Source organism: Streptomyces sp. NPDC057287 (assembly GCF_042667905.1).
Lineage (GTDB): Bacteria > Actinomycetota > Actinomycetes > Streptomycetales > Streptomycetaceae > Streptomyces.
This window is the reverse complement of record NZ_JBHUYV010000014.1, coordinates 61845-76027: the sequence shown is the minus strand read 5'-3', so window position 1 is coordinate 76027 and position 14183 is coordinate 61845. Positions and strand designations below refer to the sequence as shown.

The window sequence follows — 14183 nt, the reverse complement described above, 5'->3', positions numbered from 1 at the left end:
ATCGACGATGTACGGAACGACGCACACCCGCGTGAAGGCGGCCGGGGCGGTGGCCGCACTCTCCGGCCTCGTGTTCGCCGCCCTCCCCGCGCAGGCCGCCCACGCGGCCACCACCCCCGCCGACACGGGCTTCGAGTCGGGGGCCACCGGCTGGTCGACGTACTCGGCCGGGGGCCAGAACACCGCCTCCTTCACCGAGTCGGGCGGCCACGGCGGCAGCACCCGGCTCAGCCACTGGTCGGCCTCGGCGTACAAGGTCGAGACCTACCAGCACTTGAGCGGCCTCACCGACGGCACGTACACCCTCAGCGCCTGGGTGCGCTCCGGCGGCGGCCAGAACTCCGCATACATCGCCCTGCGCAACTGCGGCTCCGCCGAGCAGCGCACCGACCTGCCCCCGACTGCGGACGGCGCGTGGATCCGGCTCGTCACCTCGGTCAGGGTGACCGGCGGCGCCTGCACGATCAGCCTCAACTCCGACGCGCACGCGGGGGAGTGGGCGAACTTCGACGACATCACCTTCACTCCCGGATCCACCGGGCTGAGCGTCCGTGGCGGCGACCTCTCCACCCTCCCGAAGAACGAAGCGCACGGCGCCGCGTACAGCAACGCGAGCGGCGTGGCCGGGGACGCGATGAGCATCCTCAAGGGCTCCGGGATGAACTACGTGCGCCTGAAGGTGTGGGTGAACCCCGCCGACGGCTACAACAGCAAGACCCGCGTCCTGGCCATGGCCAAGCGGGCCAAGGCCCTCGGCATGAAGACCCTCGTCGACTTCCACTACTCCGACGCGTGGGCCGACCCCGGCAAGCAGAACAAGCCCGCGGCCTGGGCGGGCCACAGCTACACCCAGCTCCGCACGGACGTCTACAACCACACCTACGACGTGCTGAACGCGCTCAAGGCCCAGGGCACCACGGCGGACATGGTCCAGATCGGCAACGAGATCAACGGCGGGATGCTCTGGCCCGAGGGCTCCACCGGCAACTGGTCCCAGCTGGCGGGCCTGATCACCTCAGGGGCCAACGCCGCCAAGGCGGTGTCCTCCGGTACGAAGGTGGCGCTGCACCTCGCCGAGGGCGGTGACAACGCGGGCACCCGCTGGTGGTTCGACAACGCCGTGGCACAGAAGGTGCCGTTCGACGTCATCGCCCTCTCGTACTACGGCTACTGGCACGGCTCGCTGTCGGAGCTCCAGACCAACCTCGACGACGCCGCCTCCCGCTACGGGAAGCCGGTGATGGTCGCCGAGACCGCCTACGCCCACACCCTCGCGAACGACGACGGCCTGGAGAACAACGTCGCCACCGCGAGCCAGCTGGTCAGCGGCTACCCGGCCACCCCGGCCGGCCAGGCGGCGAATCTCCGGGACGTCATGAACGTCGTCGAGGCGGTCCCGAACGGCAGGGGCCTCGGCGCCGTGTACTGGGAGCCGGCCTGGACGGCCGTCACCGGCAGCGGCTGGGACCCGGCCGACCCGGCGTCGGGCAACGCGTGGGAGAACCAGGCGGTGTTCGACCACAACGGCAGACTGCTGCCGGCGGCCGCCTGGTTCTCGCACCGGTAGCCGCTACAGCGGCGCCCCGTGCCACCTCCACGAGGTGACACGGTCGCGGCCCGGCAGATCGGCGCGGCCGGTGGACCAGAGCAGCACGGTCCACCGGTCCTCGTCGTCCGGGGCGTCGGGGAAGAGCCGGGCCAGCACCCGGTCGCAGAGGTCCCGGGGCGGGGCCCAGGCGAGGGACAGCCCCGAGGCCACGTCGTAGGCGTGCACGAGGGTCTCCACGATGCCCATCGCGGCGAAGCCCTCCGGGTCGGAGAGCCCGAACACGTGGTGGGCGCGCACGTCCGAAGGGGTCGTCCGCACCATCGCGGTCAGGAGGGCGCCGCTCGCCTCCAGCGTCTGGAGCAGCCCGGACGTCCCCGCCTCCGGGTTCGCGAAGATCGAGTTTCCGGGGCCGCCCTCGCGGTCGGACCCGTACCGGTACGGCACCTCGCGGTCCTGCGGGGGCCTGCGCCCGCCCAGCTGGACGGCGTACGCGAAGAGGTCGTCGCTGAGGTGCTCGACGGTCTCCCAGCAGTCCCACGTCAGCCCTCCGGCAGGCACCCGCCAGTCCTGGGCGGGGGACTGCGCGAGGGTGTCGACCGCCAGCCGGACCGCCAGCGTGACGTCGTCGGCGGTGACGGGCAGCCGGGCGCCGGTCAGCGCGGCCCGTTCGCGCGCACCGCACTCCACGCAGAACTCGTTGCCCTCGGGGTCGGCGAGCGTCGCCCAGCCCCGCCCGTCCGGCTTGCGGCGGTCGGCGACCAGGGTGGCGCCGAGGGCCAGCAGCCGTTCGACCTCCTCGTCACGGGTGCGGTCCTCCGGCCGGACGTCCAGGTGTATCCGGTTCTTGGTGCTCTTGGACTCCGGCACCGTGACGAAGAGCAGCGCGGCCCCCGGCGCCTCCACGAGCGCCTCGGGATCACCGGGCTCGTCGTCGTCGGACAGGGGGGAGCTGAGCACCTCTGCCCAGAAGCCGGCGAGCTTGTAGGCGTCGGCGCAGTCGATGGTGATGTGCTGTACGAGCGAAGTCATGGCGACACTGTCGCCGCTGATCGGGCTTCAGGTCCAGCGGGTTGAACGGCCGGGCAGGGCTCAGCCTGCGGCGCGCACCACGGCTCGCGCCAGGGCGGTGGTGTCCGCAAGGGTGTCCAGCGGGAGCGGCTGTGTGGCGAGAGCGCCCTCGTGCAGCACGAGGAGCTGGGTGGCGAGGGTGGCGGGGCGTGCACGGCCTGCCCCGGTGGCGAGTTCCTCGAACAGGTTCCGCAGCCAGAGCTTCTGGCCCGCGGCGATGGCGTACGCGGGATGCGCGCGGTCCGGGAGCTCGGCCAGGGCGTTGGTGAACGCGCATCCGCGGGTGTTGGCCCCGCTCCAGGTCCGCAGCGCGTCGAAGGGCGCGGTGACGGCCTCGACGGGGTCGTCGCAGGCGTCGACCGCGGCGCGGACCAGCGACCGCCAGCGCCGGTCACGCTCCACGAGGTAGGCCGCCACGAGGTGGTCCTTGGAACCGAACCTGTTGTACAGGGTCCGCTTGGTAACGCCTGAGTGCTCGGCGATCAGGTCGACACCCACCGCCGTGATCCCGCGGTCGTAGAACAGCTCCTCGGCGGCCGCCACGATGCGCCGGCCTGCCGGCGTCATGGGCCGGGCTTCCTGCATGAGAGGTCCTTCACCGATCGGTGTACCGTGGAGAGTGTTCACAGATCAGTATACCTACGAGGAGGTCGAGCGATGGGTGTGCCCGAGGTGATGCGCGCGGTGCGGATCGCGGAGCACGGAGGGCCGGAGGTCCTGGAGACGGCGGAGGTGCCCGTGCCCGCCCCGAAGGCGGGAGAGGTGCTGGTCCGGGTGAGTGCGGTGGCTCTGAACAACACCGACCTGTGGACCCGGGAAGGCGCCTACGGCCGGCCCGGAGACCCGGAGGCGCTGTCGGGCTGGCGGGGCCCGCTGGACTTCCCGCGCATCCAGGGCGCCGACGTGGCCGGACGGGTCGTGGCGGCCGGCTCCGGCGCGGACGAGGGCCTCGTCGGTCGCCGGGTCGTCGTCGACCCGGCGATCTACGACGCCGAGGGGCCGGACGCGAACCCGGTGGGCCTGATGGGGAGCGAACGCGACGGCGGTTACGCCGAGTACGTGACCGCGCCCTCGGAGCGTGTGCACGACGTGACGGAGTCCCCGCTCACGGACGACCAGCTCGCGACGCTGCCGACCGCCTACGGCACGGCGCTGGGCATGATCGAGCGGGGCCGGCTGAAGGCGGGGGAGACCGTCCTGGTCTCGGGGGCGTCCGGCGGCGTCGGCATCGCGCTGATCCAGATCGCCCGGGCCCGCGGGGCCAGAGTGCTCGCCATCAGCAGCGGATCCAAGATCGACGCGGTCCGCGAGGCGGGCGCGCACGACATCCTCGACCGTGCACGCGACATCGCCGGGCAGATCCGCGACGCCGCCCCGGAGGGCATCGACGTCGCACTCGACGTCGTCGCGGGGGACCTGGTGGCCGAGGGCCTGCCGTCACTGCGCGAAGGGGGCCGGTGGGTCGTCGCAGGCGCGCTCGGCGGCTACGGCGTGACCTTCGACGTGCGCCGTCTCTACCTGCACAACGCGCAGGTGATCGGCTCCGCGATGCACACCCCCGCGCACTTCGGCCTCCTGATGGACCTGGCCCGCCGGGCGGAGATCCAGCCCGTCGTCGCCGCGGCGTTCCCGCTGGATCAGGCCGCCCGGGCGCAGGAGGAACTCGCCCGCCGGCTCCACGTGGGGAAGATCGTCCTGCGTCCCCGGGAGAGGAGCGCGTCCGGCGCGGGGAGCTGACCCGCGCGGAGAACGCGGAAAGGGGCGGGACGCGTCACGCGTCCCGCCCCTTCCTTACGCCGCTACTTCACCGGCGTGAAGTCACGCGCCCCGATGAACTCGGGCCGGCGGATCGGAGCCGCGAAGGGCTCCTGCGCCGTGTTGTCCACGCTGTTGAACACGATGAAGACGTTGCTGCGCGCGTAGGGGGTGATGTTGTCCCCCGACCCGTGCATCGCGTTGCAGTCGAACCAGGTCGCCGCACCGGCCTTGCCCGTGAAGAGCTTGATGCCGTGCCGGTCGGCCAGCTTCGTCAGTACTTCGTCCGACGGGATGCCGGCGTCCTGCATCTGCAGGGAGCGCTTGTAGTTGTCCTTCGGCGTCTCGCCCGCGCAGCCGACGAACGACTTGTGCGAGCCGGGCATGATCATCAGCCCGCCGTTGGTGTCGTAGTTCTCGGTCAGCGCGATCGAGACGGACACGGTCCGCATGTTCGGCAGACCGTCCTCGGCGTGCCAGGTCTCGAAGTCCGAGTGCCAGTAGAAGCCCGAGGCACCGAAGCCCGGCTTGACGTTGATCCTTGACTGGTGGACGTACACGTCGGATCCGAGGATCTGGCGGGCCCGGCCCACCACGCGCTCGTCGCTGACGAGCTTGGCGAAGACCTCGCTGAGCTTGTGCACCTCGAACACGGACCGCACGCTCTGCGACTGCGGCTCGATGATCGAGCGCTCGTCGGCGCGAACGCCGGGGTCCGAGATGAGGCGCTCCAGCTCCGCCTGGTAGACGGCCAGTTCGCCGGGGGTGACGATCTGGTCGACGGTGAGGAAGCCGTTCTCCTCGAAGCCCTGGAGATCCTTGGCGGTCACAGGCCCCGGCGCGCCCGGCGCGGACCAGATGACCGGGTCCTGGCGGGGAGTGGTCATCTCGGCGGCGCCGCGCGAGGGGTACAGATCGGCGCGTACATCGGTGGTCATGGGCTCAGCCCTCCTCTGTCAGCAGCGGGTATACACCGTTCTCGTCATGGTCCTCCCGTCCGGTGACAGGGGGATTGAAGACGCACACGCAGCGGAAGTCGGTCTTGGGCCGCAGCGTGTGGTGCTCGTGCCCGTTCAACAGGTACATCGTGCCGGGGGAGATCCAGTGCTTCTCGCCGGTCTCGTCGTTGGTGAGCTCGGCCTCGCCCTCGGTGCACAGAACGGCCTCGATGTGGTTCGCGTACCACATCGACGTCTCCGTGCCCGCGTACAGCACGGTCTCGTGGAGCGAGAAGCCCACCTTCTCCTTGGCGAGCACGATGCGCTTGCTCTCCCAGGTACCTGAAGCGGACTTGATGTGCCGGTCGGTGTTCTCGATGTCACTGAAAGATCGGACGATCACGGTGGGATGGTGCCTTTCTCTTCTGTCCTGCTCAGTTGTGCCTGCGCGGGGGAGTGCCCCGCTCAGGCGGTCTCGCGGACGGAACGGGCCAGCGTGCGCAGGCCCTCGTCCAGCTCTTCGGGGGTGACGGTCAGCGGCGGGAGCAGCTTCACGACCTCGGACTGCGGGCCGGAGGTCTCCAGCAGCAGCCCCAGCTCGAAGGCACGCTTGCAGACGGCGGACGCCCGCGCGGGGTCGGTGAACTCCAGGCCCCAGACCAGGCCGCGGCCGCGGAACTGCGCGGTGTCGTCCTCGCCGCAGATCGCCAGCAGCGTCTGCTCGACCTGCTCGCCGCGGGCCAGGGTCTGCTTCTCCATCTGGCCGTCCGCCCAGTAGGCGTCCAGCGTGGCGGCGGCGGTCACGAAGGCCGGGTTGTTGCCGCGGAAGGTGCCGTTGTGCTCGCCCGGCTCCCAGATGTCCAGCTCGCCCTTGAAGAGGCAGAGCGACATCGGCAGACCGTAGCCGCTGATGGACTTGGACAGCGTCACGATGTCCGGGACGATGCCGGCCTCCTCGAAGGAGAAGAAGCCGCCGGTACGGCCGCAGCCCATCTGGATGTCGTCGACGATCAGGAGCATGTCCTGGCGGTGGCACAGGTCCTGGAGCGCGCGGAGCCACTCGGCGCGGGCGACGTTGATGCCGCCCTCACCCTGCACGGTCTCCACGATCACGGCGGCGGGCTTGTTCAGCCCGGAGCCCTGGTCCTCCAGGAGCCGCTCGAACCAGAGGAAGTCGGGCACCTGGCCGTCGAAGTAGTTGTCGAACGGCATCGGGGTGCCGTGCACCAGCGGGATGCCGGCGCCGGCGCGCTTGAAGGCGTTGCCGGTCACGGCGAGCGAACCGAGCGACATGCCGTGGAAGGCGTTGGTGAACGAGACGACGGACTCGCGGCCCTTGACCTTGCGGGCGAGCTTCAGCGCCGACTCGACGGCGTTGGTGCCCGTCGGGCCGGGGAACATCACCTTGTAGGGCAGGTCGCGGGGGCGCAGGATCACGTTCTCGAAGGTCTCGAGGAACGCCCGCTTGGCCGTCGTGGCCATGTCCAGGCCGTGGGTGATGCCGTCGCGCTCGATGTAGTCGATCAGCGCGCGTTTCAGCACCGGGTTGTTGTGGCCGTAGTTGAGGGATCCGGCACCGGCGAAGAAGTCCAGGTACGAGTGGCCGTCCTCGTCCGTGAGCCGGGCACCCTGCGCACGGTCGAACACCGCGGGCCAGCTACGGCAGTAGCTGCGGACCTCCGACTCAAGGCTTTCGAAGACACTCAGGGCGGGCGGGGTGATGGTCACAGCGAATCTCCTGCTCGAGGGGGGTGGTGTGACGGGCGGCGGGTCAGGCATGCCCCGGGGAACCGCGCCCGGGCGGGGCGCGGAGGGGCGTGGGGGGCCCTAGAACGGACCGATGCGGTACAGCACCTCCGGCAGGTGCGTTCCCTCGGGGAACAGCGACCCGTCGAAGAGCACCTCGCGCTCCAGCGGCACGTCGTGCCGCTGGGCGAAGCTGGTGAACAGCCGGTCGGAGGCGGTGTTGTCCGGGGTGACGGTCGTCTCGACCGATGCCAGTCCCTGGTCGGCGGCGACGCGGGTGGTCAGCGCGTCCAGCAGCGTGGCCGCCAGTCCCTTGCCACGGTGGGCCTGGTCCACGGCCACCTGCCAGACGACGAGCGTCTCGGGGCGGTCGGGGCGGATGTACCCGGTCACGAAGGCGACCGGGTCGCCGTTCTCGTCGCGGGCGACCACGGAGGTCGCTGCGAAGTCACGGCACCACAGCAGGTAGCTGTACGAGGAGTTGAGGTCCAGGACCTCGGAGTCGCGGGCAATGCGCCAGATCGCAGCTCCGTCCTCCACTCGCGGGGCGTCGATCCTGATGAATTCGCTTCGGGCACTTGCAAAATCTGCTGGTGCGGCGGTCATGTGAATTGAATTTACCCAGCAAAAATCAAAATTGCATCGTCAGAAGGGGTTGGGTGAAGGGGGCCCCTGTGCTATCACGCGGGCGCGGGCCGACCGCTACGGGGTGCAAGTTTCAACCTTTTTGTCCCGAATTTTTCGCCCAAATGGGTGACGATGTGGAGTCGGTCACAGCCCCGTAACTCTCGTGACACCTGTTTGGATTGCCTGGGAACGCCGCCTTGGAACCGCTGCGTTTAGGAAGTGGGAGAGCGGGAAGAAGAATGCGGGGAGCTGCTCCCGGAAAAGCAGCTCCCCTTTTTTTGTCCTTGGAATTGACTCCTGGTGCGGCCGAAATTAATTCAGCTCTTCGGCCAGGTTTCCTCAACGGCTTCGCGGGCAGCATCGACATCGGCCGCCCGGCCCGCGCCGGCCAGCGCGGCGCCCAGGGCCGTCAGGGACGACAGCACCGCGTCCCGCGTCGCGTCCGCGCCGTAGTGATTGACCCGGACCATCTCCTTGGAGAGCGCCCCGCCGCCCGCGACCAGCGGCAGCGAGGGGTCGGCCGCGAGCGCCCGCCCGACGAGCGCCGCGGCGTCCACACCCGCGGGCGTGCGCAGGGTCGTGGCGACGGGTGCCGCGTCCCGGGCGTCGTGGACGTAGGGCTCCAGCCCGCCGCCGAGTGCCGTGGCACCCGCCCGGGTCGCCGCCGCCGCCGACGCGTGCCGCGCCATGACGGTGTCCGGGCCGTCCGCCTCGATCCGTTCCAGGCACGCGTCGAGCGCCAGCATCTCCAGCTGCGCGGGAGCGTGCGGCAGCGCCTTGCGGCCCCCGTCGATCCAGCGCGCCTTCCAGTCGAGCAGTGAGAGGTACGACTGGCGCGGGGCCTGCGGGTTGGCGGCCATCCGCTCCCACGCCCGCGCGCTCACCGACACCGCGGACACCCCGGCCGGGCCGCCCATGGCCTTCTGTGCCCCGATGACGCACAGGTCCACGCCCCAGGCGTCCACCAGCAGCGGCTCCGCACCCACGGAGGCGACGGCGTCCACCATGAACAGCGCGCCGTGCGCCCGGACCACTTCGCCGATCTCCGCGACCGGATTGGTGTTGCCGGTCGCCGCCTCGGCGTGCACCAGTGACACGAAGTCGATCTCCGGGTGCTCGGCGAGCGCCCGCCCGACCTGCTCAGCGGTGACCGCGGAGTGGAAGGGGACCGTGAGGTCCACCACCTCGGCGCCGCAGTCGCGCAGCCAGTTGCCGAAGGTCTGGCCGTACGGCCCGGTGACGACGTTCAGCGCGGTCGATCCGGGCCGGGCGCCGCCCCGGATGCAGCCTTCGAGGGGCAGCAGCGCCTCGCCCTGCATGATGACGACGTCCTGCTCGGTGGCGAGGAGGTCGGCCACCCGCCGCTCGATCGCTGCGAAACGCGCGGCGGTGAGCGGGGCGAGGTCGAGGAATGGGTGCGTCACGGTGGTGCTCTCTTCGGGTCGGCCGGTGCGCGTCAGCGCCTGCTCCGAGGGTACCCAGCACCCCTCCGGCCCTTGGGCGGCCCGCCTCGTACAGTGCTGTCCATGAGTGATCACGAGGTGGCGCCGGTGCTGAGGATCAAGGGGCGGGTGCTCGTCGGACCCGACGAGGTGGAGGACGGGCTCTGGGCGGTGGACGGGCGGATCACCTACGAGAGGCCCCCGGGCGCGGACGGTGCCGTGACGCTCACCGGATGGGCGCTGCCCGGACTCGTCGACGCGCACTGCCACGTCGGCCTCGGCCACCAGGGCCCCGTCGACGCGGCGACCAGCGAGAAGCAGGCCCTCGCCGACCGGGCGGCCGGCACCCTGCTCATCCGGGACGCCGGGTCGCCCTCCGACACCCGCTGGGTGGACGACCGTGAGGACCTCCCGAAGATCATCAGGGCGGGGCGGCACATCGCCAGGACCCGCCGCTACATTCGTGGCTTCGCCCATGAGATCGAGCCCGGCGACCTCGTCGCCTACGTCGCGCGGGAAGCGCGCCGCGGCGACGGCTGGGTGAAGCTGGTGGGCGACTGGATCGACCGGGACGCCGGCGACCTGACGGCCTGCTGGCCCCGCGGCGAGGTCGAGGCCGCGATCGCCGAGGCGCACCGGCTCGGGGCCCGGGTCACCGCCCACTGCTTCGCCGAGGCGGCGCTGCGGGATCTGGTGGAGGCCGGGATCGACTGCATCGAGCACGCGACGGGGCTGACCGAGGACACCGTCCCGCTCTTCGCGGAGCGCGGCGTGGCGATCGTGCCGACGCTCGTCAACATCGCCACCTTCCCGGGGCTCGCCGAAGCCGGCGAGGCCAGGTACCCCCGCTGGTCGGCCCACATGCGGCGGCTCCACGAGCGCCGCTACGAGACCGTGCGCGCGGCGTACGACGCCGGGATCCCGGTCTTCACGGGCACGGACGCCGGCGGATCGCTGGCCCACGGCCTGATCGCGGACGAGGTCGCCGAGCTGGTGAAGGCCGGCATCCCGGCGCTCGACGCGCTCTCCGCGACGGCCTGGGGCGCGCGCCGCTGGCTCGGCCGGCCGGGGCTCGAGGAGGGGGCTCCGGCGGACCTGGTGATCTACGACGAGGATCCGAGGGCGGACGTACGGGCGCTGGCGTCCCCGCGGAGGGTGGTGCTCGACGGGCGGGTGATGGGGTGATCGCCGGTTGACCCCGGAACGGGCGCCGTGTTGACCGGCGGTGACCCCGCGCCCCCGCTCTCGTTGAAGTACCTCGGCGTGTGGCCGTCGTGCCCGGTGGATGCGTCCCGGGTGCGGTGAAACGGGTGATTGCGGGGAACTCCTGTGCCGGTCGATTCGAATGTGCACGCGGAAACCCCTCTTTGGAGTGAACTGGCGGAAGGTATCCGCCAGTTCACTCTCTGTGCGTAAAGATTCACGGAGTCGAGGCCACCGGTGCCCGCGATGTCCCCCATTGGACGGCGCCGGGTGGCTCCATGTCTCTTGTGGGGGTTCCACCATCTTGAACAGCAACACCTTCCGTCTCGCCGCCCTGGCGTTCGCCGCCGCTCCCGTCGCCCTGCTCGTCGCCGTCCCCGCGCACGCAGCCACCGCGACGAGCCCGGCCACCCCGGGCGGCGGCCACGGAAAGGCCGGTGCGGTCGTCCTCCGCGCCGGGCTCGACATCTCGCTCCTGAACAAGTCGGTCCAGGTGCCGCTCAAGGCCACGCTCAACGAGGTGCACGCGCCGGAGAGCGCGGAGGAGACCGCGCTCAGCGTGGAGCTCGACGGAGCCGAGAAGGGCCGTCCCATCCATGTGCTGAAGGCCGACGTCGCCTCGGCGAAGGCGACGGTGGACGCCCGCAGGGCGGAGGGGTACACGAACCTCGTCGCCGCGCGGGTGCACGTGCCGGGGCTTCCGCTGCTCTCGCTGATCGAGATCCAGGAGGTCACCTCGAAGGCGGTGTGCGAGAAGGGGCGCAAGCCGGTCGCGGAGTCGAACGTGCTGGGGCACGTGTCGGTGCTCGGCAAGAGGATCCGGCTGACGTCGGGCGGCACGACGAAGGTCGAGGTGCCGGGCGTCGGTGACGTGACGCTCGACCTGTCGAAGACCGTGACGACCTCGCGGACGGCCGCCGCGACGGCTCTGCGACTGCGTGTGTCGCTGAATCCGCTGAAGCTGAACGTGGCCGAGGTGGAGGGCGAGGTCACGCTGGCCGAGGCCACCTGTGAGACGCCCGGTCGCGGCAGCGGTTCCGGGGGCGGTGGCTCGCACGGCGGCGGCTCGCACGGCGGCGGTTCGGACGACGGTGGTTCGGACGACGGCGGGTCCGAGAACGGCGGTTCGGGCAGTGCCGGTTCGGACAACGGGGGCACGGGTGACGGCGGCGACTCCGACGGGGGATCGACGGGCGGCGACGACGGTTCCGGTTCCGCCGGCATCTCCGGAGGCGGCGGCGAGGAGAAGCCCGTGGACGTGAAGCCGCAGACCGGCACCGACCCGGTCCAGGCCTCCGGCACGGGCGACCTCGCCGAGACCGGAGCCGGCTCGTCCACCCCGTACATCGCGGGTGGCGCCGCCGTGCTGCTGGCCGTCGGGGCCGGTGCCACGGTCGTCGCCCGCAGGCGCGCCCGAGGCTGATCGCGCCCCTCGGAGAGCGGTGCCCGCCCGGCGGAGCACCGCTCTTCCGGTGAGCGGTGCCCGTGTCGCGGAGCACCGCTCACCACGCCCGCCCGGGAACCCGTCAGCCGGCGGTTCTCCTGGGCAGGCACTGCAGGGCCAGGTCGAGGGCCTGAAGGAACCGGTTGGTCGTCACGCGGTCGCGTACGGCGATCCGCAGCCAGTCGTTGCCCAGCCCGGGAAACGTGTCGCCGCGCCGCGCCGCGAACCCGCGCGAGCGCAGAAGGTGGCGCACCTCGTCCGCCCGGTCCAGCCGCAGCAGCACGAACGGCCCGGCGGCCGGCTCCACCACCCGTATCTCGCTGAACTCCGCGAGCCCGGCAAGCAGATGCGCCCGGTCCACGCCGATCCGGTCCGCCGCGTCCGCCGCCTCGACCAGTGCACGCGGCTCCATGCACGCCTCCGCCGCCGCCAGGGCGGGGGAGGAGACCGGCCAGAGCGGCTGCGCCTCCTGCAGCAGCGCGACCGTCGCCGGATCGGCCAGCACGTAGCCGATCCGCAGACCCGCGAGTCCCCAGGTCTTCGTCAGGCTCCGCAGTACGACGAGCCCGGGGAGGTCCTGCCGGTCGCACAGCGCCTCGCGCTCGCCCGGGACGGCGTCCATGAACGCCTCGTCGACCACCAGCGTCCTGCCGGGCCGCGCCAGTTGCTCCAGCACTCCAGCGGGATGGAGGACGGACGTCGGGTTGGTCGGATTGCCGACCACGACCAGGTCCGCGTCCTCGGGCACGGCCGCCGGATCCAGCCGGAAGCCGTCCTCCGGGCGCAGGACGACCCGTCCCACCTCGTGGCCCGCCGCGCGCAGGGCCGCCTCCGGTTCCGTGAACTGCGGGTGCACGACGACCGGCCTCCGGGCGGGCAGCGCCCGCGCGATCAGTACGAACGCCTCGGCCGCACCCGCGGTGAGCAGCACCCGCTCCTCGGGCAGTCCGTGCCGCCCGGCGACCGCCGTCCGTGCGGGCCGCCCGTCCGGATAGGCGGCCAGCGAGCCCAGCGACGCGGCTATCCGCTGCCGCAGCCAGTCCGGGGGCGTGCCGGTCCGTACGTTCACGGCGAGATCGGTCAGGTCCAGGCCGCGTACTTCCTCGTCGCCGTGGTGCCGCAGATCGGGCCCGGCGCTCTCGATGTGCTTCGTGGGGGGCAGCATGGCAGCCATGGTGGACGGCTCGGCGCCATTCGTCGATGCCGAGATTTCGGCCGGTCGTGTCCGGCGGGCCACGGCGCAGGTCGCCGAAGCCGACTTCCGCTTGGGAACCAGCAGTTCACCGGCGTCCACGAGCGCTGCGGCCTCCGCCACGGACCCGGTGGCCACTGCCGTACGGGAAACCGCGGAGGGGTGGGGCACGGGGACCTCCGCCAGCACCCCCGCCGTGTACGCCCGCACCGGCACCCCCAGGCGCGCGGCGGCGCCGACGATCCCCGGCTCGTCCGCCCGGGTGTCGAGCGTCGCCAGCTCGACCACGTCGTCGGCCGCCTGCCCGGCCTCCTCCAGCGCCCGGTGGATCAGCGCGAGCACCTCCTCGGCCGGCACGCCCCGGCGGGCGCCGACGCCGACGACGAGGGCGGCCCCGGTCACGGGAGGAGATCCTTTCGGGGGCAGTGGCACGGGGGCACGGGTGAGGGGGGCCTGAGGTGCGGAGAGCGGGGTCGATCGGCTAGCAAGGGCCCATGGCGGTATTCGTCGCGCTCGGCGCGTTCCTCATGACCCTGGCGGGCGGCTGGGTCGCGCAGCGCGTCAGCGACCGCCGCCACCTCGTGCTCGGCCTCGCCGGCGGACTGATGCTGGGTGTCGTCGGTCTCGACCTGCTGCCCGAGGCGGTGGAGGCCGCGGGCGGAGTCGTCTTCGGTGTCCCCGCCGCCCTGCTGCTGTTCGTGGGGGGCTTCCTGACGGCCCATCTCGTCGAGCGTTCGCTCGCCGTACGCCAGGCGGCACACGGGGCGGGCGAGGAACGGGTGCCGCAGGTGGGGCTGACGGCGGCGGCCGCGATGGTCGGCCACAGCCTGATGGACGGCATCGCGCTCGGGGCCGCGTTCCAGATCGGCGGAGGCATGGGAGCCGCCGTGGCGCTCGCCGTCATCACCCACGACTTCGCGGACGGCTTCAACACGTACACGATCACCAGTCTCTACGGGAACGCCCGCCGCAAGGCGCTCCTGATGCTGTACGCGGACGCCCTGGCCCCGATCGTGGGCGCCGCGACCACGCTGCTGTTCACCCTTCCGGAGGAACTGCTCGGCTGTTATCTCGGCTTCTTCGGCGGGGCGCTCCTCTACCTCGCCGCCGCCGAGATCCTCCCCGAGGCGCACCACGACCACCCGGCCCGCTCCACGCTGCTGTGCACCGTCGCGGGGGTCGGCTTCATCTGGCTGGTGGTCGGCATCGCGGAGTGACG

13 protein-coding genes are annotated in these 14183 nt (G+C 71.7%); 5 read left to right on the top strand and 8 right to left on the bottom strand.

Features of this window, described 5'->3' with window-relative positions; genetic code table 11:
• The first annotated feature begins 7 nt into the window (after window positions 1-7).
• Window positions 8-1567 (top strand): arabinogalactan endo-beta-1,4-galactanase, encoded by a 1560-nt coding sequence (locus ACFUNE_RS25565; protein ID WP_383572512.1) that lies wholly within the window; start codon window positions 8-10, stop codon window positions 1565-1567.
• 3 nt (window positions 1568-1570) lie between these two features.
• On the opposite strand, the gene ACFUNE_RS25560 is transcribed toward ACFUNE_RS25565, so the two are convergent.
• Both ACFUNE_RS25560 and ACFUNE_RS25555 read right to left on the bottom strand, forming a co-directional pair.
• Window positions 1571-2578 carry a VOC family protein gene (locus tag ACFUNE_RS25560; protein WP_383572509.1) on the bottom strand — a complete coding sequence of 336 codons (1008 nt, stop codon included), beginning with the start codon at window positions 2576-2578 and terminating at the stop codon, window positions 1571-1573.
• Between the two features lie 60 nt (window positions 2579-2638).
• Entirely contained in the window at window positions 2639-3184 is a 546-nt protein-coding gene (locus tag ACFUNE_RS25555; RefSeq protein ID WP_383572506.1) for a TetR/AcrR family transcriptional regulator, read from the bottom strand.
• A 90-nt stretch (window positions 3185-3274) separates the two neighbouring features.
• Between ACFUNE_RS25555 and ACFUNE_RS25550 the strand changes: the two genes are divergently transcribed.
• Entirely contained in the window at window positions 3275-4354 is a 1080-nt protein-coding gene (locus ACFUNE_RS25550; protein ID WP_383572503.1) for a zinc-binding dehydrogenase, read from the top strand.
• Window positions 4355-4416: 62 nt separating this feature from the next.
• Here the strand turns inward: ACFUNE_RS25550 and thpD are convergent, their stop codons facing one another.
• The 5 genes from thpD to ACFUNE_RS25525 all read right to left on the bottom strand — a co-directional run bounded on the left by thpD (window position 4417) and on the right by ACFUNE_RS25525 (window position 9107).
• A complete protein-coding gene (gene thpD, locus ACFUNE_RS25545; protein ID WP_383572500.1) occupies window positions 4417-5310 on the bottom strand; it encodes an ectoine hydroxylase in 894 nt (297 codons plus the stop codon).
• Window positions 5311-5314: 4 nt separating this feature from the next.
• On the bottom strand, window positions 5315-5713 hold the full coding sequence (locus ACFUNE_RS25540) for an ectoine synthase (RefSeq protein ID WP_099176037.1): 399 nt from the start codon (window positions 5711-5713) through the stop codon (window positions 5315-5317).
• Window positions 5714-5775: 62 nt separating this feature from the next.
• Entirely contained in the window at window positions 5776-7038 is a 1263-nt protein-coding gene (gene ectB, locus ACFUNE_RS25535) for a diaminobutyrate--2-oxoglutarate transaminase (protein WP_383572497.1), read from the bottom strand.
• Between the two features lie 99 nt (window positions 7039-7137).
• The gene (gene ectA / locus ACFUNE_RS25530; protein ID WP_383572495.1) at window positions 7138-7662 is read right to left on the bottom strand and encodes a diaminobutyrate acetyltransferase; all 525 of its coding nucleotides are present in this window, start codon (window positions 7660-7662) and stop codon (window positions 7138-7140) included.
• Window positions 7663-8000: 338 nt separating this feature from the next.
• Complete coding sequence (locus ACFUNE_RS25525; protein WP_383572492.1) at window positions 8001-9107, bottom strand: pyridoxal-phosphate-dependent aminotransferase family protein; 1107 nt, start codon at window positions 9105-9107, stop codon at window positions 8001-8003.
• A gap of 102 nt (window positions 9108-9209) precedes the next feature.
• On the opposite strand from ACFUNE_RS25525, the gene ACFUNE_RS25520 reads away from it, so the two are divergent.
• Both ACFUNE_RS25520 and ACFUNE_RS25515 read left to right on the top strand, forming a co-directional pair.
• Entirely contained in the window at window positions 9210-10310 is a 1101-nt protein-coding gene (locus ACFUNE_RS25520) for an amidohydrolase family protein (RefSeq protein ID WP_383572489.1), read from the top strand.
• 322 nt (window positions 10311-10632) lie between these two features.
• The gene (locus ACFUNE_RS25515) at window positions 10633-11751 is read left to right on the top strand and encodes an SCO1860 family LAETG-anchored protein (RefSeq protein WP_383572487.1); all 1119 of its coding nucleotides are present in this window, start codon (window positions 10633-10635) and stop codon (window positions 11749-11751) included.
• A 103-nt stretch (window positions 11752-11854) separates the two neighbouring features.
• Here ACFUNE_RS25515 and cobC read toward each other — a convergent pair whose 3' ends face one another.
• Window positions 11855-13366: an Rv2231c family pyridoxal phosphate-dependent protein CobC gene (gene cobC / locus ACFUNE_RS25510; RefSeq protein WP_383572484.1), complete on the bottom strand. Its 1512-nt coding sequence runs from the start codon at window positions 13364-13366 to the stop codon at window positions 11855-11857.
• A gap of 92 nt (window positions 13367-13458) precedes the next feature.
• Between cobC and ACFUNE_RS25505 the strand changes: the two genes are divergently transcribed.
• Entirely contained in the window at window positions 13459-14181 is a 723-nt protein-coding gene (locus ACFUNE_RS25505) for a ZIP family metal transporter (RefSeq protein WP_383572481.1), read from the top strand.
• Window positions 14182-14183 lie beyond the last annotated feature (2 nt).

Coding starts and splice junctions, on each gene's coding strand:
- thpD (WP_383572500.1), bottom strand. CDS start 5,310: ATGACCACCGATGTACGCGCCGATCTGTACCCCTCGCGCGGCGCCGCC.
- ACFUNE_RS25555 (WP_383572506.1), bottom strand. CDS start 3,184: ATGACGCCGGCAGGCCGGCGCATCGTGGCGGCCGCCGAGGAGCTGTTC.
- ACFUNE_RS25505 (WP_383572481.1), top strand. CDS start 13,459: ATGGCGGTATTCGTCGCGCTCGGCGCGTTCCTCATGACCCTGGCGGGC.
- ACFUNE_RS25550 (WP_383572503.1), top strand. CDS start 3,275: ATGGGTGTGCCCGAGGTGATGCGCGCGGTGCGGATCGCGGAGCACGGA.
- ectA (WP_383572495.1), bottom strand. CDS start 7,662: ATGACCGCCGCACCAGCAGATTTTGCAAGTGCCCGAAGCGAATTCATC.
- ACFUNE_RS25520 (WP_383572489.1), top strand. CDS start 9,210: ATGAGTGATCACGAGGTGGCGCCGGTGCTGAGGATCAAGGGGCGGGTG.
- ACFUNE_RS25565 (WP_383572512.1), top strand. CDS start 8: ATGTACGGAACGACGCACACCCGCGTGAAGGCGGCCGGGGCGGTGGCC.
- ACFUNE_RS25560 (WP_383572509.1), bottom strand. CDS start 2,578: ATGACTTCGCTCGTACAGCACATCACCATCGACTGCGCCGACGCCTAC.